At 71.5% G+C, this 17,489-nt stretch carries 16 protein-coding genes; 4 read left to right on the top strand and 12 right to left on the bottom strand.

The window, feature by feature from the left end; translation table 11 throughout:
* Positions 1-64: 64 nt before the first annotated feature.
* The 3 genes from E4K62_RS12980 to E4K62_RS12990 form a co-directional block, all read right to left on the bottom strand.
* Complete coding sequence (locus tag E4K62_RS12980; RefSeq protein ID WP_135068078.1) at positions 65-562, bottom strand: HNH endonuclease; 498 nt, start codon at positions 560-562, stop codon at positions 65-67.
* Positions 563-882: 320 nt separating this feature from the next.
* Positions 883-1,716: a M23 family metallopeptidase gene (locus tag E4K62_RS12985; protein ID WP_135068079.1), complete on the bottom strand. Its 834-nt coding sequence runs from the start codon at positions 1,714-1,716 to the stop codon at positions 883-885.
* A 286-nt stretch (positions 1,717-2,002) separates the two neighbouring features.
* Positions 2,003-2,704: an iron-dependent transcriptional repressor DtxR gene (locus E4K62_RS12990; RefSeq protein WP_135068081.1), complete on the bottom strand. Its 702-nt coding sequence runs from the start codon at positions 2,702-2,704 to the stop codon at positions 2,003-2,005.
* A gap of 104 nt (positions 2,705-2,808) precedes the next feature.
* Here E4K62_RS12990 and serC point away from each other — a divergent pair, with 104 nt between their 5' ends.
* Positions 2,809-3,921: a phosphoserine transaminase gene (gene serC / locus E4K62_RS12995; protein ID WP_135068083.1), complete on the top strand. Its 1,113-nt coding sequence runs from the start codon at positions 2,809-2,811 to the stop codon at positions 3,919-3,921.
* Positions 3,922-3,975: 54 nt separating this feature from the next.
* On the opposite strand, the gene E4K62_RS13000 is transcribed toward serC, so the two are convergent.
* Both E4K62_RS13000 and E4K62_RS13005 read right to left on the bottom strand, forming a co-directional pair.
* Complete coding sequence (locus tag E4K62_RS13000; RefSeq protein ID WP_135068085.1) at positions 3,976-4,611, bottom strand: DUF3027 domain-containing protein; 636 nt, start codon at positions 4,609-4,611, stop codon at positions 3,976-3,978.
* Positions 4,595-4,978 (bottom strand): cold-shock protein, encoded by a 384-nt coding sequence (locus E4K62_RS13005; RefSeq protein WP_135068087.1) that lies wholly within the window; start codon positions 4,976-4,978, stop codon positions 4,595-4,597. Before E4K62_RS13005 ends, E4K62_RS13000 begins: the two co-directional genes overlap by 17 nt.
* 116 nt (positions 4,979-5,094) lie before the next feature.
* Between E4K62_RS13005 and E4K62_RS13010 the strand changes: the two genes are divergently transcribed.
* From E4K62_RS13010 to E4K62_RS13020, 3 genes are all read left to right on the top strand, one after another.
* Positions 5,095-5,361, top strand: a complete 267-nt coding sequence (locus tag E4K62_RS13010) for a multidrug ABC transporter ATPase (RefSeq protein ID WP_135068089.1) — start codon at positions 5,095-5,097, stop codon at positions 5,359-5,361.
* 2 nt (positions 5,362-5,363) lie between these two features.
* The gene (locus E4K62_RS13015; RefSeq protein WP_240742694.1) at positions 5,364-7,091 is read left to right on the top strand and encodes a helicase-associated domain-containing protein; all 1,728 of its coding nucleotides are present in this window, start codon (positions 5,364-5,366) and stop codon (positions 7,089-7,091) included.
* Positions 7,092-7,226: 135 nt separating this feature from the next.
* Complete coding sequence (locus E4K62_RS13020) at positions 7,227-8,876, top strand: DNA repair helicase XPB (RefSeq protein WP_135068093.1); 1,650 nt, start codon at positions 7,227-7,229, stop codon at positions 8,874-8,876.
* 18 nt (positions 8,877-8,894) lie between these two features.
* Here the strand turns inward: E4K62_RS13020 and E4K62_RS13025 are convergent, their stop codons facing one another.
* Genes E4K62_RS13025 through E4K62_RS13055 form a run of 7 tightly spaced genes read right to left on the bottom strand, consistent with a single transcriptional unit; the run spans position 8,895 to position 17,387 of the window.
* Entirely contained in the window at positions 8,895-10,592 is a 1,698-nt protein-coding gene (locus E4K62_RS13025) for an alpha-amylase family glycosyl hydrolase (RefSeq protein WP_135068095.1), read from the bottom strand.
* Complete coding sequence (locus tag E4K62_RS13030; RefSeq protein WP_135068097.1) at positions 10,585-11,883, bottom strand: glycoside hydrolase family 36 protein; 1,299 nt, start codon at positions 11,881-11,883, stop codon at positions 10,585-10,587. The genes E4K62_RS13025 and E4K62_RS13030 overlap by 8 nt, the downstream gene beginning before the upstream one ends.
* Positions 11,880-12,971 (bottom strand): Gfo/Idh/MocA family protein, encoded by a 1,092-nt coding sequence (locus E4K62_RS13035; protein ID WP_167747791.1) that lies wholly within the window; start codon positions 12,969-12,971, stop codon positions 11,880-11,882. Before E4K62_RS13035 ends, E4K62_RS13030 begins: the two co-directional genes overlap by 4 nt.
* On the bottom strand, positions 12,968-14,026 hold the full coding sequence (locus tag E4K62_RS13040; RefSeq protein ID WP_135068101.1) for a zinc-dependent alcohol dehydrogenase: 1,059 nt from the start codon (positions 14,024-14,026) through the stop codon (positions 12,968-12,970). Before E4K62_RS13040 ends, E4K62_RS13035 begins: the two co-directional genes overlap by 4 nt.
* A 33-nt stretch (positions 14,027-14,059) precedes the next feature.
* Positions 14,060-14,980, bottom strand: coding sequence for a carbohydrate ABC transporter permease (locus E4K62_RS13045; protein WP_135068103.1), 921 nt, complete (start codon positions 14,978-14,980; stop codon positions 14,060-14,062).
* Complete coding sequence (locus tag E4K62_RS13050; RefSeq protein WP_240742695.1) at positions 14,977-15,996, bottom strand: carbohydrate ABC transporter permease; 1,020 nt, start codon at positions 15,994-15,996, stop codon at positions 14,977-14,979. The genes E4K62_RS13045 and E4K62_RS13050 overlap by 4 nt, the downstream gene beginning before the upstream one ends.
* Positions 15,993-17,387, bottom strand: a complete 1,395-nt coding sequence (locus E4K62_RS13055; protein ID WP_135068105.1) for an ABC transporter substrate-binding protein — start codon at positions 17,385-17,387, stop codon at positions 15,993-15,995. Before E4K62_RS13055 ends, E4K62_RS13050 begins: the two co-directional genes overlap by 4 nt.
* Positions 17,388-17,489: the final 102 nt, after the last annotated feature.

Genomic DNA, 17,489 nt, shown 5'->3' on the forward strand with positions numbered 1-17,489 from the left:
TCTAGGGTCTCAATCCCGTGGTTCGAAGATACGAACGGCCCCCGACATCCGGAGGCGTCGAGGTTCAGGCGGCCAGGGCCAGGTAGGGCTCCCAGCGCGGATCGGCGCGATCGGTGCCGCGCACCGTCCACTGCATCCCCCGCGGCGGGCCGGGGATCATGCGCAGCTCCCACGACATCTCCTGCGGCGTGCGGTCGCCCTTGAGGTTGTTGCAGCGCAGGCAGCAGGCCACGAGGTTCTCCCACGAGTCCGCGCCGCCGCGCGAGCGGGGCAGGATGTGGTCGATCGTGGACGCCGCCTTGCCGCAGTAGCCGCACCGGTGCGCGTCGCGACGCAGGACGCCCCGGCGCGTCACCGGCACCCGTCGCGCGCCCGGCACGCGCACGTACCGGGTGAGCAGGATGACGGCGGGACGGTCGTAGCTGTTCATCGCCCCCCAGACCGGATCACCCTCGACCCGTTCGATGACGGTGGCCTTGTCGTTCATGACGAGCACCAGCGCCCGCTTGAACGACACGACCGCGAGCGGCTCGTAGCCCGCATTGAGCACCAGTGTGCGCATTCCGCTTCCTCTCGAATGGCCGGGACGGATTCTCGGATATTCGACGTGCGACGGATCAAGGGGTGCGAGGGCATGAAAAAGGCGCTGTCTTCACAGACAGCGCCACGATGTCACGGCGGGGCCGCGGCATCCGATTCCATGATGCCGAAGGACGAGCAGGCCGAGCGCATCCGTGGTGCGGATGCGAGGTGTGCTGCCCATCGGCGACCTCCGCTTTCTCTCAGCGTCGCTGACAGGGTAACCCACGGGGGCGGGAGGCGGGATCGGCTGCGGGCAAACGCGCTGCGGCGTGTCGGGCGGCGGTGATCCACCCAGGAGCGTCAGCTCGCGTTGACCTGCAGCCAGCCGTACGGATCGACGACGGAGCCGTTGACGTGCACCTCGAAATGCAGGTGGCACGCGGTGGAGCTGCCGGTCGAGCCGACCACTCCGATGAGCTGACCGGGGGCGACCGTCTGGCCCGACTGCACGACACGGCTGCCGTAGGTCATGTGGCCGTACAGGGTGCTCACGCGCTGGCCGTTGATGACGTGGTCGATCGTGACCGCCACGCCGTAACCGCCGAAGCTCTCCTGGGACACGCGCACGACACCGCCGGCGGCGGCGAACAGCGGCGTGCCGCATCCGGCCAGCAGGTCGACGCCCTGGTGGTAGCCGGAGTCGCCCAGCCCGCGGCCGAGCCGGTAACCCGACAGCGGCCAGCGCACTTCGCCCGAACCGGGCGCGGTCATGGACAGGTCGACCGACGAGAGCGTCGTCACCGGAGTCGCGGCGGCGCGGGCGCGGGCACGCTCTGCGGCGGCTTCGGCGGCCTTCTTCTTCTCGATCTCCTCGGCCGTGGTCGCCGCGTACGAGCTGCGCTCGAGCTGCATTCCCGACACGTCGGATGCGACCACGAGCGTCTGGGCGTCATCGGCGGACATCTGCTGGAGGGTCTGAGGCTCCTCCTCCGGCTGCCACGCCGCGTAGGCGGGGAGCGCGACGGTGGCGATCAGGCCGGCGACCATGGTCAGGATGGCGGCGCTGCGCAGCGGGGTGGTCTTGCCCGATCGCACCCGCGCCGGCGCGGAAGGTCGCTCGACGGCGCGCGGTGCGCGCGCGACGGGGCGCGTCTTCTCACGGGGGGATGTGCGCGCTCGGGTTCGGCGCGTCATGTCGGTGATGTTCTGCTCGGGTGCAGATTCCACCGGCTCGGTCTCTTCAGCCAATAGTTCCTCCGGCGCCTCCGCGCCGTCAGGCACTGGTTCGTCGGCACTCGATGTCTGGGCACGATATGCGGGTTCAGCCCTCCGCAGACGACGAACCGATGAGGCAGCCTGCGCGGGGTCCGACGGTGGGCTTCTCACCTGTGGACGGGGTCGAGGCTACCGGAAGGTAACGAATAAGTCACGTTCAGGGGAACCCTGTGGAAAACCTCTCGGCAGATCCGGATGTGGGAACTCAGCGCCGGTCGTCGACGAGGAAGATGTGGGATGCCACTTCGACGGGCAGCTCGAGTGCCTCCTCGCTGCCCTCCATCTGCACCAGGACGTACCCCTCGCTGAAGCGGTAGTCACCGCGCGCGCCGGGCATGACACCGGCCGCCTTGAGCTGCTGGAGCAGCTCCGGATCGACCTGGGCGGGCTCGGCGAGCCGGCGTACGGTGCCCTCGATGGGCTCCCCCGCCTCGGTGAGTCGGCGCACCAGCCCCACGACCCCCTGCTCGAACGTGTTCGCGGGGACGTCGCCGAGCTGATCGAGCCCCGGGATGGGGTTGCCGTACGGCGACTCGGTGGGGTGGCCGAGCAGCTCGACCAGACGTCGTTCCACCTGCTCGCTCATGACATGCTCCCACCGGCATGCCTCTTCATGTACGTATGCCCAGTCGAGGCCGATCACGTCGCTGAGGAGACGCTCTGCCAGGCGGTGCTTGCGCATGACGTCGACCGCCTTCTGGCGCCCGGCGGCGGTGAGCTCGAGGCGGCGGTCATCCGAGACGACGACGAGTCCGTCGCGCTCCATGCGTCCCACCGTCTGCGACACCGTGGGGCCGGAGTGACCCAGGCGTTCGGAGATCCGTGCCCGCAGCGGGACGATGTTCTCCTCCTCGAGTTCGAGGATCGTGCGCAGGTACATCTCCGTCGTGTCGATGAGATCGGTCATGGGGGTGTCCTCGGCGCTCGGGTGGAGCATCCAGCCTATCCAACGCGGCGGACGGCGGCCCCGGGCGGACGAGGCGGCATCGGCGACCGCCCTACAATCGAGCCATGCCGCACGTGGACCTGCCTCGCGACCTGCTGCCCGCCGACGGACGCTTCGGATGTGGGCCGTCCAAGATCCGCGGAGCGCAGTTGGAGGCGCTGGTCACCCGCGGCGCCACCCTGCTGGGAACCTCTCACCGCCAGGCGGCCGTGAAGGGCCTGGTCGGCAGCGTGCGCGCCCGCCTGGCCGAGCTGTTCCGCCTTCCCGACGGCTACGAGGTCATCGTCGGAAACGGCGGGTCCACCGCGTTCTGGGATGCCGCGGCCTTCGGACTGGTCGAGCAGCGCGCTCAGAACCTCGTCTTCGGGGAGTTCGGCGGCAAGTTCGCCGCGGCCGCGAAGGCGCCGTGGCTGCAGGCCCCCGACGTGCGCAAGGCGGAGCCGGGCACGCGCACGGTCGCCGAGCCGGTCGAAGGCGTGGACGTCTACGCGTGGCCGCACAACGAGACCTCCACCGGCGTGGCGGCCCCCGTCGTGCGGGTCGCCGGCGACGCCGGTGCGCTCACGGTGATCGACGGGACGAGCGCCGCCGGCGGCATCGACCTGGAGATCGGCGAGGCCGACGTCTACTACTTCGCCCCGCAGAAGAACCTCGGCTCCGACGGCGGCCTGTGGTTCGCCGTCGTCTCCCCCGCCGCCATCGAGCGCATCGAGCGGATCGCCGCATCCGGCCGGTACATCCCCGAGTTCCTGAGCCTGAAGAACGCGCTGGACAACTCCCGCCTGCAGCAGACGCTCAACACCCCCGCGCTCGCGACGCTCCTGCTCCTGGACGACCAGCTCGGATGGATCCTCGACAACGGCGGACTGGCATGGGCCGGCGCCCGCACACGCGAGTCGTCGCAGCTGCTGTACGACTGGGCCGAGGCATCCGCCGCGGCGACCCCGTTCGTCGCCGATCCCGCCGACCGCTCGCCGGTCGTGGTGACGGTGGACTTCGATGAGCGGGTGGATGCGGCGGCCGTGGCCGCGAGCCTGCGATCCAACGGAATCGTCGACACCGAGCCGTACCGCAAGCTCGGCCGCAATCAGCTGCGCATCGCGACGTTCGTCTCGATCGAGCCCGACGACATCCGCCAGCTGATCCGCTGCATCGACTACACGATCGAACGGCTCTGACGCGCACCCGCTCCTGGCGAGGACGGGCGGACTGAGGCGCCGCTCAGGCGGCGCTCAGTCCTCGTCTTCCGAGTCGGAGTCGTCGTCCGAGTCCTCGTCCGAGTCGTCGTCGTCGTCCGAGTCGTCGTCCTCGTCCGAGTCGTCGTCGTCCTCGTCGTCCGAGTCGTCGTCCTCGTCGGATGCGGCGGGGTCCAGCTCGTCGATGTCGACGCCGTCCAGGTCGCCCGCGTGCAGGATCGGCGAGCCGTCGTCATCCAGCTCGTCGTCGTCGAGATCGTCACCGAGAACCTCGTCGATCTCGTCGTCGTCGAGCTCGTCGGAGTCGTCCCGCTCGTCGAGGTCGGACTCGCCCGACTCGGCCGAGGCGCGCGCAGTGGCCTGATACTCGGCAAGGCGCACCGCCCACGGCACCCATTCCGGCGCGACGAGCGCGTCGTCACCGGGGAGCAGCTCCACCTCGAGCACCGTCGGCTCCGCGTCCTCGACACGGGCGACACTCACGGTCCAGAACCATCCCGGGTAGCCGGCGAGGCGGTTGGCGAAGCGCAGCGAGATGACGCCGTCGCCCTCATCGAGATAGCCCACCGGCTCGCCGATCGACGCCTCGGAGGTCACCTCCAGCAGGGCGGCGCGGGCGAGGTCGGAGGCGCCGAGGAGGCGCTCGTCGACCGGCTCAGGCATCGAGGTCATCGGCGACCTTGCGCAGCACGGCGGCGACCTTCTTGCCGTGCGAACCGCTGGGGTAGCGTCCGCGACGGAGATCGGAGCCGATGTCGTCGAGGAGCTTGACGAGATCCTCCACGATCACCGCCATGTCGTCGGCGGGCTTCCGGGCGCGCTTGGCCACGCTGGGGGGCGCCTGGAGGACGCGGACCGACAGCGCCTGCAGGCCGCGTTTGCCTTCAGCGACCCCGAACTCCAGCCGTGTTCCGGCCTTGGGTGCGGGGGCGCCGGCGGGGAGGGCAGTCGCGTGCAGGAAGACGTCCTGGCCGTCATCGCCCGTGATGAAGCCGAAACCCTTCTCTTCGTCGTAGAACCTGACCTTGCCGGTGGGCATCGAGAACCTCGCTGAGACGGGGGTCCGCGCGGGCGCGCGGACGTGGGGTGGATCGCGACCGGTGCGTCGCCGCCTCCCAGACTACGGCACCGGCGCGAACCGCTAGGCTGGTGCGGATGAGCACGCGCCCGCACAGCGACGACCTTCCCGTCCGTCGCATCGACCGCGTCCTGGCGTTCATGTCGCTGGGACTGCTGGTGCTGTCGATCGCGTGCTTCGTGGCGATCATGATCGGGTCCGCCTCCGGCGCCGATTTCAGCTCGGGGATATGGCCGACGGTCGGCGTGACGGTCTACATCGCCCCGATCCTCGCGTTCGTGATGCTGATGACGGTCCTGGTCATGAGTTTCGTGCGAAGGGCCCGAGCCAACCGGGATCATTGATCGTGCCGCCGACATCCGACCAACGCGCACTGGCCACTGCTCTGGCCGCGATGGACGATGCGGCCCTGTCGGAACTGCTGGCCGTGCGGCACGCACCGCCGACCGCGCCGTGGCGTGATCTGTACGACGTGGCCGCCGCGCTGCTCGAACCCACCTCGATCGCACGAGGCCTCACCGCCCTGTCGTTCTTCCCCGCGCGGGCGCTGACGCGCGCGATCACCGAGGGGACGATGGTGCTCGCGGGCGACCGGGCCGAGCTGGTGGCCTCGGCACTCGTCGACGCCGAGGGGCACCCGTACGCAGCGGTGGCGGTGTCCGTGCGCGACCGCGAGGCACCCGTCGAACGCGCGGGACGGGCGGACCGCTCCACGACCGCGGAAGAGGACGCCGGTGCCGCCGAGCGCGCGTTCACCTCCGCCGCATCCCTCGCCGACCTCCTCCTGCGCGCACTGACCGCACCGCTCACGCGCATCGGCAACGGCGCCCTCGGGGCGGGCGACCGCCGCGAGCTCGTCGAATCCGGCGCCGTCCCCGACGGCGACACCGCGGATCTCCTCGTGGGGTTCGCGGCGGCCACGGGCCTGCTGCATCCCGAGGAGAAGGCCTGGCTGGTCACCCCGGCCGGCCGCTCGTGGGTGGGCAGTCCGACGCTGGAACGGTGGATGATCGCCGCCGAACGGCTCCGAGACGCCCTCCCGTCCGGGCTGCGCACTCCCGAGGGGGGATGGATCCCCGCCGCCCTGTGGGCGGACGCCTATCCGTTCGACACCGCCTGGCCCAGCCACGCCGGCGTGTGGCGTGCACGCGCAGTGGCGTGGGGGCTGCTGAGCCCGGCCGGGGGCGAGCCACCATGGGCGGCGCCGCTGGCGGCCGGAGCCGACGCCGACGGCGCGGCGCTCGGCGCCTTCCTGCCGCCCGAGGTCGACCGCGTGTACCTGCAGAACGACCTCACCGCGATCGCGCCGGGTCCGCTGGCCCCGCATCTGGACGTGCGGCTGCGCAGCATGGCGGTGCGCGAATCGCATGCCCAGGCCTCGAGCTACCGGTTCAGCGCCGACACGATCGCCGCGGCGATCACCGCCGGCGAGACGGCGGATTCGCTCAGATCCTTCCTCAGCGAACTGTCGCTGACCGGCGTGCCTCAGCCGCTGGAGTACGTCCTCTCCCGCACCGCCGACCGGCACGGCCTGCTGCGGGTCGGGCGCGACCCGGTCGCGGGGCGCACACGCGTGACCAGCGACGATCCCGCCGCGCTGGAGACGGTGGCCGTCGATCAGGCGCTGCGCGCCCTCGGCCTCATCCGGCACGGCGGCGCCCTCGTGTCCCGCGTGGGCGAGGACACCGTCTTCTGGGCGCTCGCCGACGCGCGCTACCCGGTCGTGGCCGTCGACGAGACCGGGATGCCGCGGCGGCTGGATCGCGCGCGGCTGGCGCCCGAGCACACGGCTCCCGCCGCCGTGCAGCGGTACGCCGATCTCCTGGCTCGCGTGCGTGCCGGCAGCGAATCCGAAGACGCGGATGCCGCGTGGCTGGAGCGCGAGCTGGACTCCGCCGTCCGCGCCCGCTCCGTCGTCGACGTCGTCGTGCGCCTGCCGGACGGCTCCAGCCGCACGTTCCGCCTGGAGGCGACGGGACTGGGTGGCGGGCGCCTGCGCGGACGTGACCGCGGCGCCGACGTCGAGCGCACGCTGCCGCTGTCCAGCATCGCGAGCGTCCACCCCGTCACATGACCGGCCCCGCCTCCGCGAAAGTGCATCGCCTCGGCGAGAGTGCACCGGATCCGGTGCGGATTCGGCGAGTCGATGCACTCTCGGCGATGGCGCCCGCGACCGCCGGGGCGCGTTGCGACGGTAAGATGGACGGTTATGGTTGACGGCCCCCTGATCGTGCAGAGCGACCGCACGGTGCTCCTGGAAGTGGCGCATCCCGATGCGGAGAGCGCGCGCCACGAGCTCGCGGTGTTCGCGGAGCTGGAGCGCGCCCCCGAGCACATCCACACGTACCGCATCACCCGCCTGGGGCTGTGGAACGCCCGCGCGGCCGGGCACGACGCCGAGGACATGCTGGTCACCCTCGACCGCTGGTCGCGGTTCCCCGTGCCCGCGTCGGTGTCACTGGACATCCGCGAGACCGTCGGCCGGTACGGGCGCCTCGTCATCGAGCGCGATGAGGAGGGCGCCCTCGTCCTCCGCTCCACCGACCCGGCCGTCCTCACCGAGGTCGCCCGGAACAAGCGCATCTCGCCGCTGTTGATCGGCCACCCCGCGCCCGACGTCTACGTCATCGACGCGTGGGCCCGCGGCCACATCAAGCAGGAGCTGCTGAAGATCGGCTGGCCCGCCGAAGACCTCGCCGGCTACACGCCCGGCACCCCGCATCCGATCGATCTGGACGAGTCCAGCTGGCACCTGCGTCCGTACCAGCGCCAGGCCGTCGACGCCTTCGCCGAGGGCGGCTCCGGCGTGGTCGTGCTCCCCTGCGGCGCCGGCAAGACGCTCGTGGGCGCCGGGGCGATGGCCGACACCAAGACCACGACGCTCATCCTCGTGACCAACACCGTCAGCGCGCGGCAGTGGCGCGACGAGCTGCTGCGCCGCACGTCGCTGACCCCCGAGGAGATCGGGGAGTACTCCGGGCAGGTCAAGGAGGTCAAGCCGGTCACGATCGCGACCTACCAGATCCTCACCGCCAAGCGCGGCGGGCAGTACGCGCACCTGGCGCTGCTGGATGCGCTGGACTGGGGGCTCATCGTCTACGACGAGGTGCACCTCCTCCCCGCTCCCGTGTTCAAGCTCACCGCCGATCTGCAGGCCCGCCGCCGGCTGGGGCTCACGGCGACGCTGGTGCGCGAGGACGGCCGCGAGGGCGACGTGTTCAGCCTCATCGGCCCGAAGCGGTTCGACGCGCCGTGGAAGGAGATCGAGGCCCAGGGCTTCATCTCCCCCGCCGTCTGCTACGAGGTGCGCGTGGATCTGCCCGCCGGCGACCGGCTCGAGTACGCCGCCGCCGCGGACGAGGAGCGCTACCGGCTGGCGGCGACCGCCCCGGCCAAGATCGAGGTGGTGCGGGGCCTCGTGCACCGGCATGCCGGCGAGCGCATCCTCGTGATCGGGCAGTATCTCGACCAGATCGAGGTGCTGGCGCAGGCACTGGATGCTCCGCAGATCACCGGAGCCACCCCGATCCCCGAGCGCGAGGAGCTCTTCCAGGCGTTCCGCGTGGGCGAGATCTCGCTGCTGGTGGTGTCGAAGGTCGCCAACTTCTCCGTCGACCTGCCGGAGGCCTCCGTCGCCATCCAGGTGTCGGGGTCGTTCGGCTCGCGGCAGGAGGAGGCCCAGCGGCTGGGGCGGCTCCTGCGTCCGAAGCAGTCGGGCAACACCGCGAGCTTCTACACGCTGATCTCCCGCGACACGGTCGACCAGGACTTCGCACAGAACCGGCAGCGCTTCCTCGCCGAGCAGGGCTACGCCTACACGATCCTGGATGCCGACGACCTGCTGACCGCCGCCGCCTGACCGGCGCCGGGGCCCGCGCTAGGCCGGCGGGGGCGTGAGCCACGCGTACCCGTGCGGGGGCAGGCGCAGCGCGGTGACCGTCTCGCCCGTGAGCACGTCGGTGCCGGCGAGGGAGGGCAGCTCCACGACCTCGTCGCTCACGTTGATCGCCGCGACGATCTCGTGCACCGTCCCGGCGGCGCGGCGCACGACGAAGGCGCGCTCGTCGAGCGCCTCGACGGTCTGATCCGCGAACGGCGAGAAGCCCGGCTGCGTGCGCCGCACCGACAGCAGGTGCCGGAGGCCGGCGAGCATGCGCGCACGGCGCGGGATCTCGGCCAGTTCGGCCGCGAGCAGGTCGGCGTCGAGGACCTGCCGGTTGATCCGGCGGGCGATCCCGCTGTGCTGCATGCCCTGCTCGTCCTGACCGGAGCCGAAGAGGGAGTGGTAGTACACCGCGGGCACGCCCACCACCGACAGCAGGATGGCGTGGGCGGCCAGCCCCCGCACGACCGCGGAGGCGTCGGGGTCGGGGTCGGCGGGATCCACGAGCGCGTCGAGGAAGTTCGTGTTGAGCTCGTACACGCCCTCGGTGCCGTCGGGGCGTCGCGCCATCGACACGCGGCCGCCGCGGGCACGCGTGCGCTCGACGAGCAGGTCGCGGTCGGCGTCGGAGAGGAGGCCCACGGTGGGGCGCAGCCCGATCCCGTCATGGCTGGCGAGGAAGTTGAACCACGTCGCCGCCGGGCCCACCGGGCCGATGCCGCTCGCCCACCGGGTCAAGGCGCCTGCCCGGCCGGTGACGAAGGCGTGCAGGACGAGCGGCGGGAGGGCGAACTGGTACACCATGTGCGCCTCGTCCGAGCCGTCGCCGAAGTACGTGATGTTGTCGGCGTGCGGCACGTTGGTCTCGGTAAGCAGGCGCGTGCCCGGGGCCACCGCATCCACGATCGCCCGCCATATGCGGATGACGGCATGCGTCTGCGGCAGGTGGATGCACGAGGTGCCCGACTCCTTCCACAGGTAGCCGATGGCGTCCAGGCGCACCGTGGTGGCGCCCCGCGACACGTATCCCAGCAGGACATCGGTGAGATCCAGCAGCACGGCCGGGGTGCGCGGATCGACGTCGACCTGGTCGTCGCCGAACGTCGTCCACGCGCGCACCTGTGTGCCGTCGGGGCGCTCGTAGGTGTGCAGCAGCGGTGTCGTGCGCGGGCGCACCACGTGCGACACGTCGAAGTCCGGCCCCGGCTCGAGGAAGTAGCCGGCGTAACGCGGGTCACGGTCAAGCCACCGGCGGAACCACGTGCTCGAACTGGACACGTGGTTGGCGACGAAGTCCAGGGCGAGCGCGTAGTCCTGACGCAGCTGCGCGATGTCGTCCCACGTCCCCAGGGACGGATCGACCTGGCGGTGATCGGTGACGCCGAACCCGTCGTCGGAGGTCCAGGGGTAGATGGGCAGCAGGTGCACATCGGTCACGACATCGCCCACGTGCGCGCGCAGGATACCGGCGAGCGTCTGCAACGGCACCTCGCCCTCGCGGTGGAACGAGCCGCCGTACGTGATGAGGTAGGCGGTGCCCTCGTCCCACCGGGCGGGGCCTGTCGTCGCGAGGGGCTCCGCCCACCGCGCCGCGAGGCGGACGAGATCGTCGAGCACGGCGGTGGCATCCCCGGGGTACAGCATCGCCACCAGCGGCGCGATGCGCTCGCGCAGGCGATCCAGCTCAGGCATCCGCGGGTCCTTCCAGCAGATCCCGCACCAGCTGCAGTCCGCGTCCGTCCAGTTCCGCGATGCGGTCGGAGAACCCCCGGATCCCCGGGGCGGCCTGGACGACGGCGGCCCATTCCTCGCGCAGCGCGAAGTCGGGGCGCGCCACGAGGCAGTCCGGGTCGGTCGTCCACAGGCGCCCGTCCTGCCACGCCCGCGCCTCGAGCGACATGCGGCCGCGGAGGCCCTGTGATCCGTCCTCGCCGCCCTCGTGGAACGTGTCCGACGCGATGCGCATCGCGTCGACGAGCCCGACGCTCGGCAGCAGCGGCGCCCCGCACCCCAGCAGGTACGCGTCCTCGCCGAGCACCTCCCGCACCAGCTGCAACCCCGCCCGGTATGCCGCGAGAGGCGTCGCGTCGGGGTCGTACCGCGCGCCGGGAACCGCGCCCGCGAAGAGGAAATCGAGCTTGACGTAGCCGACTCCCCACTCGCGCACGCGCGTGAACACCTCGGTGAGGTACCCGCGCACACCGGGGTGGGTGAGGTCGAGCCCGACGAGATCATCGCCCCAGTTGTACCCTGCTTCGCCGACGAGCCACTCCGGATGCTGCCGCGCGACCGCCGAGGCCGCGCCGACGACGAACGGGGCCAGCCACAGGCCCGGCCGCCGTCCGGCGTCGCGGATCCGGGCGACCGCATCCGCCACCGAGCCGAAGCGCTCGTTCTCCGCGGTCCACTCCCCCGTGCCGCGGCTCCAGCCGTCGTCGATCTGCACGACGTCGACGGGGAGGTCGCGCGCACGCAGGTCGTGGAGGTTCTCCTGCACGTCGGCGGCGGTGACATCCTCGAAGTACCGGTACCAGCTGCACCACACGCGCGGGGGCTCCCCGCCCGCGCGCGCGCCGGCAGCTCGGCCCATCCGGTCACCGAAGGCGCGGAGCGCCTCCTCTCCGGGATCGGCGCCGGGTGCCGCCGAGGTCGTCCAGGATGTGACCGCGCCGCTGGCCGACACCGTCACCCGCCCGTCCCGCCACCGCGCGCGGATGGAGGGGACCTCCGTCGAGGCATCGGTGACGCCGTACGTGCGCACAGGCGAGCCGTCGCCGGGATCCACCACGAGCAGTCCCTCGCCCTGCACCGCGTCGTCGGCGAGCGCGACACCCGGCCGGAAGCGCATGAGGTGCTGCCACCGCTCCTGCGGGCGATGGATCTCCTCGCCCGCGCGGTACCACGTGGTCGGGCTCCAGCTCTGCCATCCCTCCCCATAGACGCGCGCATCAGGTCCGACGGCGACCTCGTCGACGTCGATCACCGGCCCCTCCCGCCTCGCACGGCCGAACGGGTCAGTTCGAGGCCGGCCGGTCGCTCCGGCGTGCCCCCGTTCGCCGCCGATGCTGCAGCGGCCATCCCCAGCCGCGCCGACACGAGCACGTGGGCGGCGGAGTTCTCCGGTTCCCGGTCCTCGGCCACGGCAGTGAGCAGCTCCCCCATGGCCCCGGCGAACCCGTCCGGAAACCACTCACCCTCCGCCTCGATCGACACGCGCTCACCGTCGCGCTCGATCTCGACCCAGTCGCTGCCGCGGAGCACGCTGCCGCGGATCGTGCCCGCGGTGCCGTGGATCCAGAACGGACACCCGCCGGCACCGGTGCGCACATCGCCGACGACGCGGATGGCTGCCGTCGCTCCGGAGGAGACGGCGATGTGGATGCTCGCCTGCCACGGGTTCTCCGCATCCGCCGGCTGCCCCGGCACGCGTGAGTCGTGGGCGGCGACCGACACGACGCGGGAGCCCTCCAGCCAGCAGCGCGAGATGTCGATCCAGTGCGCGAGGTAGTCGTTCACGAGCATGTGCGGCACGTCATCGAACGGGGTGCCCGCCAGCGGCGGCAGTGGCTTGTCGTGCAGGTGGGTGACGCCGACGACCTCCCCGATCTCGCCGGCCCGCGCGAGCAGCGTCGCCACGCGCCACGGCGGCGCCCAGCGGGCGTTCATGTTGCCGGCCACCCGGATGCCGCGGGCCGCGGCGAGCGCGAGCACCTCTGCGAGCCGGTCGGCCTCGTGCGGCTCGAGGACGAGCGGCTTCTGGGCGAGGACGTGCTTGCCGGCCGCCACGGCCGCGGCGATGAGGTCCACGCGTCCGTGCGGGCCGGTGGCGATGTCGACGACGGCGACGGCGGGGTCGGCCAGGAGGTCTTCCACCCGATCGTGCACGGTGGCGATGCCGAACTGCCCGGCCAGGGTCCGCCCCGACGACGGGGTGCGCGACGCGATCGCGACCACCGGGATCCTCCAGCGCGCGTACGCGGGGAGGTGGGCGCTGCGCGCGATGGCGCCCGCGCCGATCAGACCGACCCCGGGCGGGTCCGGCGGCACGTGAGGGCGGGAGTCGGGGATCACGTCGCCCGCTCCGGGGCGGCCTCGAATCGGAGGATCGCCTGCAGGATGCCGGGATCGCCCCGGTCCAGGCGCTCGAACACCGTCGCCACCTCGGCCGCCGCCACGACGTCGGTCACGAGGGCCGCGGCATCCACGCGCCCGGACAGGATCAGGTGCATGACGGTGCGGACGAGACGCGCCTGGTCCCAGCGGCCGCCGAGCCCGACGGGCACGCCCGCGATCTGGCTGGCCACGAGGCGGACGTGGTTGTGGTGGAACTCCTCTCCCAGACGCAGATGCTCCGCACCGCCCTGGTAGAAGCCCGCCGCCGCCACGAGGCCGTCGGCGACGACGGATCGCACCGCCTCGTGCAGGGCGCGGTCCGAGCCGGAGAGCTCGATGGCGCTGTCCGCGCCGCCCGCCGTGCGCTCGCGGATGACCGCCCCGGCGCCGCGTGGGTCGCGCGCGTCGACCACCACGGCGGCACCGAAGCGCTCGGCCATCGCCAGGCGCGCGGGCTGCGTGTCGGCGGCGAGCACGGATCCTCCGGCCAGGGTCGCCAGTCGCGTCGCGAGCAGCCCGATCACCCCCTGGCCGAAGATCGCGACGGTCTCACCCAGCCGCACGTCGGCGGCGAGCACCGCGTTCAATGCGATCGCGCCCACGCGGGCGAACGTGCCGAGGATCGTGTCGGCGCCGGGCGGCAGCACCCGCCCGGCGAGAGCGGAGGCGGGCAGGACGGCATCGCTGCGGTGCCCCCAGATGCCGTGGACCACGTCGCCGACGACCACGCCGTCCACACCGTCGGCGACCTCCACCACCTCACCCACTTCGGAGTAGCCCCAGCCCCGCACCGGGTAGGCGACGCTCGGCTCTCCCGGGACGAAGATGCGCCGCGCCGGATCCCACGTCGAGGTGAGGTACGGGTTGGTGCCGCGGTAGGCGGTCAGCTCGGTGCCGGCGGAGATGCCGGAGTACCACGTCGCCACCCGCACTCCGCCGAGCACGAGCGGCGCGGGGGCGATCTCGACGAGTTCGACCCTGCCGGGGCCGGCGAATTGGACGATCTGGGGCACGGAGCTGCGCCTTCCTTCCGGACGGTGGGGCCGTCAGCCCTTTTCCGCCCCTGCCGTGAGCCCGCCCACGAGGAGGCGCTCCGAGGCGAAGAACAGGATGATGATCGGCAGGGTGAGGATGACGGACCCGGCCATCAGCACGGTCGTGGGCACCTCGATGCTCCCCGACAGCTGCGACAGACCGAGGGAGACCGTCCACGACTCCCGCCGTTCGACGAGGAACAGCAGCGCGAAGAGGAACTCGTTCCACGCGATCATGAAGATGAACAGCCCGTTGGAGACGATGGCCGGCATCGCCAGCGGGATGCTGATCTTCCGCATCGTCTGCAGCCGGGTGCACCCGTCGATCGCCGCGGCCTCCTCGAGGGAGACGGGGATCGTGGCGAAGTAGTTGCGCAGCGTGTAGATCGACACGGCGACGACCTGCGAGACGTACACGATGAGCAGGCCCACGAGAGACCCACGCAGTCCGATCTGCGTGAACACCACGAACAACGGCACGGCCAGCAGGATGCTGGGGAAGAAGTACACCGCCAGGAACAGCGCCGACACCTGCCGGTGGCCGAAGAAGCGCAGCCGGCTGACCGCGTAGGAGCCGGGAATCGCCACGAGCAGCGACAGCACCACCGTCCCGAGGGCGACCAGGAGCGAATTGCGCATGAACTCGATGAAGCCCTGACCGCCGTCCGAGACCGGGGCGAGGATGTCGAGGTACGTGGACAGGTCGAGCTCGTCGAGCGAGATCCACAGTGCACCCGGCTCCTGCAGCAGGGAATCGAGGGTGCGGAAGCTCAGCAGCACCATGTAGTAGAAGGGGAACACCGCCACGATCAGCAGCAGGACGATCACGACCGGCCGCACGATCCGCAGGACCGTGTTCTCGATCCGGTCGCGGCCCACTCCGCGACGTGCGTTTCCCGTGCGCGGCGCCGACTCCAGCAGAGACGTGGTCATGCCTGCTCCTCCCGCCGGCCGAATAGCCGCAGGTACACCGTCACCAGCACCGCCAGGATGAGCGCGAGGATCAGCGCCTGGGCCGCGGCGGAGCCGATGTCGCCGCGAGCGGTGAGGTAGTCGAAGACGCGCACCGACACCACCTGCGTGCCGGCGCCGCCACCGGTGAGGAGGTAGATGTCGTCGAAGTTGTTGAACGTCCAGATGAACCGCAGCACCGTCAGCACGGCGATGGTGGGGAGCAGCTGCGGCAGCAGGATGTGCCGGAAACGCTGCGTCGGCGTGGCGCCGTCGATGAGTGCTGCCTCATCCAGCACTCCCGGGACGGCCTGCAGTCGTGCCGTCAGGAAGAGGAAGGCGAAGGGGAACGACCGCCACGCCTCGAAGAGGATGACGGTGATCAGCGCGATCGGAAGGTCGATCTGCAGGCCGAAGAAGGGCACCGGCAAGGACCGCTGCGACAGGAACGCTACCGGATCCTCCCAGCCCAGCACCGTGCGGCCGAACCAGTTGACCAGTCCGAACTGGGGGTTCAGCAGCGTCGACCACACGAACGTGGCGGCCACCACGGGCGCCACGTAGGGAAGCAGGAGCGCGGCGCGGATGAGCCCCCGGCCGCGGAAGGGCTTGCGCAGGGCGAGGGCTGCGACGAGCCCGACGCCGATCGCCAGGGCCGTGCCGCCGACGGCGTACACCAGCGTCGTCCACAGCGCCCCGAGGAACCCGGGCGACGTGAGGACGTTGACGAAGTTGTCGAGGGTGTACTGACCGAAGAACCCGGTACCGCGGATGTTGATGAGCCGCACCCGCTGGAACGCGAGGGCGACAGCCCACAGGATCGGCAGCACGACCGCGACGCCGACGATGATGACAGTCGGGGAGATGAGCAGGAGCCCTGCCCGGTTCTCATCCCGCCCCTGACGCGAGCGCCGCGCGCGCACCGTCCCGCGGGGTGCGGCCGGGCCCGAGGCGGGGGCCGGGCCGCTCAGGCCCGTCCCGCCGGCCAGCTGGGTCACTGGAGCGACTCCGCGATGGAGCGCACCGCCTCCGCGGCCTGCTCGGCGGCGGTGGCCGGGTCGGCGCCCTGGGACACCTCGTTGACGGCAGTGGCGACGGGGAGCTCCCCCTGCAGCGCACCGAGGAGGTCGCCCTGACCCTGCGTGATGCCCCAGCGGGCGAGGTCCTCGGGGCCGGCGGCGACGGCCTCGAGCACGTCCGCAGTGTAGAAGTCCGACAGCGGGGCCTTGGTGTCCACACCCGCCGGCAGGGTCGCCCACGCATCCGAGAACACGGTGGGCTCTTCCGGGGTGCCGGTGCGCACCGGCACCTTGCCCTCGGGGGCGATGGCGATCCAGTCCTCGTATCCGTCGCTCATCATGTACTCGATGAACGACTGAGCATCCTCGGTGTTGGCCCCGGCCGTGACGGTCCACGAGGTGATTTCGCCGAACTGTGCGGGGGTGTCCGAATCCGGGCCGGCGATGGAGGTCACGACCCCCGTGTTGGCGGCGAGGAAGGACGGGTCGGCCGCGCACTCCGGGCACGAGGGCTTGGCGTCCTCCCGCAGGCCCGCCAGCTCGTCGAGCACGAAGCTCGACCAGATGAACATGGCGGCGTCGCCGGCGAAGTAGGTGGCGCGGGTGGTGTCCACGTCCTGCGCACCGGGCACGGAGTAGTCGCTGGTCAGCTCGCCGTAGAAGGCGAACGCGTCCACGCACGGGCCCGAGTCCAGCTCGACCTCGCCGTCCTCCGAGACCAGCTCGCACCCGTTGCCCAGCCCGATCTGCTCGAACGTCTGCTCAGTGAAGGCGTCGCCGGGGGCCGTTGCCCCCACGAAGCCCGCCAGGTCGGGGCTGTCCAGCGTGCGCGCGGCCTCAAGGATCGCGTCGTAGGAGTCCGGCGCATCCAGCCCTGCCGCCTCGAACAGGTCGGTGCGGTAGAACAGCATCTGCGTCCAGGACTCGCTGGGAACGGCCAGAAGGTCATCGCCGTCGGAGACGAGTTCCAGCGCCCGCTCGGAGAAGGTGGCGGAGTCCAGGTCGTCGATGACGGCTCCCACCGCCTCCGGATCGACCAGTTCGTTCGAGGAGAGCGTGCGCACCTGCGGAAGCGAGATGCCGCCGATGACATCCGGCAGGTCGCCTGCGGCTGCGGCGGAGGTGATCAATTGGCTGAACTGGTCCTCGGCCACCGACACGAGCTCCACCTCGACGCCGGACTCCTCGGTGAACGCATCGACGATCGCCTGGGTGGCAGCGACCCGGTCGGGCAGATCCTCCTGCAGCCAGAAGGTCAACCCGTCCCCGCCGCCTCCCCCGCCGCCGTCGCCGGAACTGGTGCAGCCGGAGAGCACGAGCGCCGCCGTCCCCATCACCGCCAAGCCCACTGCCGTTGCACGTCGAGCCATGATGCGCCTCCTCGCGCCATCGAACGGGATGTCGGCCTGCCGACATATGCCTAGAAGCTAGACATTATTGGCGTAGCTGTCAAGCATATGATCGAGACGTCG

Source organism: Microbacterium wangchenii, assembly GCF_004564355.1.
Lineage (GTDB): Bacteria > Actinomycetota > Actinomycetes > Actinomycetales > Microbacteriaceae > Microbacterium > Microbacterium wangchenii.

Coding starts and splice junctions, on each gene's coding strand:
- E4K62_RS12980 (WP_135068078.1), bottom strand. CDS start 562: ATGCGCACACTGGTGCTCAATGCGGGCTACGAGCCGCTCGCGGTCGTG.
- E4K62_RS12985 (WP_135068079.1), bottom strand. CDS start 1,716: ATGACGCGCCGAACCCGAGCGCGCACATCCCCCCGTGAGAAGACGCGC.
- E4K62_RS12990 (WP_135068081.1), bottom strand. CDS start 2,704: ATGACCGATCTCATCGACACGACGGAGATGTACCTGCGCACGATCCTC.
- serC (WP_135068083.1), top strand. CDS start 2,809: ATGCCGCACGTGGACCTGCCTCGCGACCTGCTGCCCGCCGACGGACGC.
- E4K62_RS13000 (WP_135068085.1), bottom strand. CDS start 4,611: ATGACCTCGATGCCTGAGCCGGTCGACGAGCGCCTCCTCGGCGCCTCC.
- E4K62_RS13005 (WP_135068087.1), bottom strand. CDS start 4,978: ATGCCCACCGGCAAGGTCAGGTTCTACGACGAAGAGAAGGGTTTCGGC.
- E4K62_RS13010 (WP_135068089.1), top strand. CDS start 5,095: ATGAGCACGCGCCCGCACAGCGACGACCTTCCCGTCCGTCGCATCGAC.
- E4K62_RS13020 (WP_135068093.1), top strand. CDS start 7,227: ATGGTTGACGGCCCCCTGATCGTGCAGAGCGACCGCACGGTGCTCCTG.
- E4K62_RS13025 (WP_135068095.1), bottom strand. CDS start 10,592: ATGCCTGAGCTGGATCGCCTGCGCGAGCGCATCGCGCCGCTGGTGGCG.
- E4K62_RS13045 (WP_135068103.1), bottom strand. CDS start 14,980: ATGACCACGTCTCTGCTGGAGTCGGCGCCGCGCACGGGAAACGCACGT.
- E4K62_RS13055 (WP_135068105.1), bottom strand. CDS start 17,387: ATGGCTCGACGTGCAACGGCAGTGGGCTTGGCGGTGATGGGGACGGCG.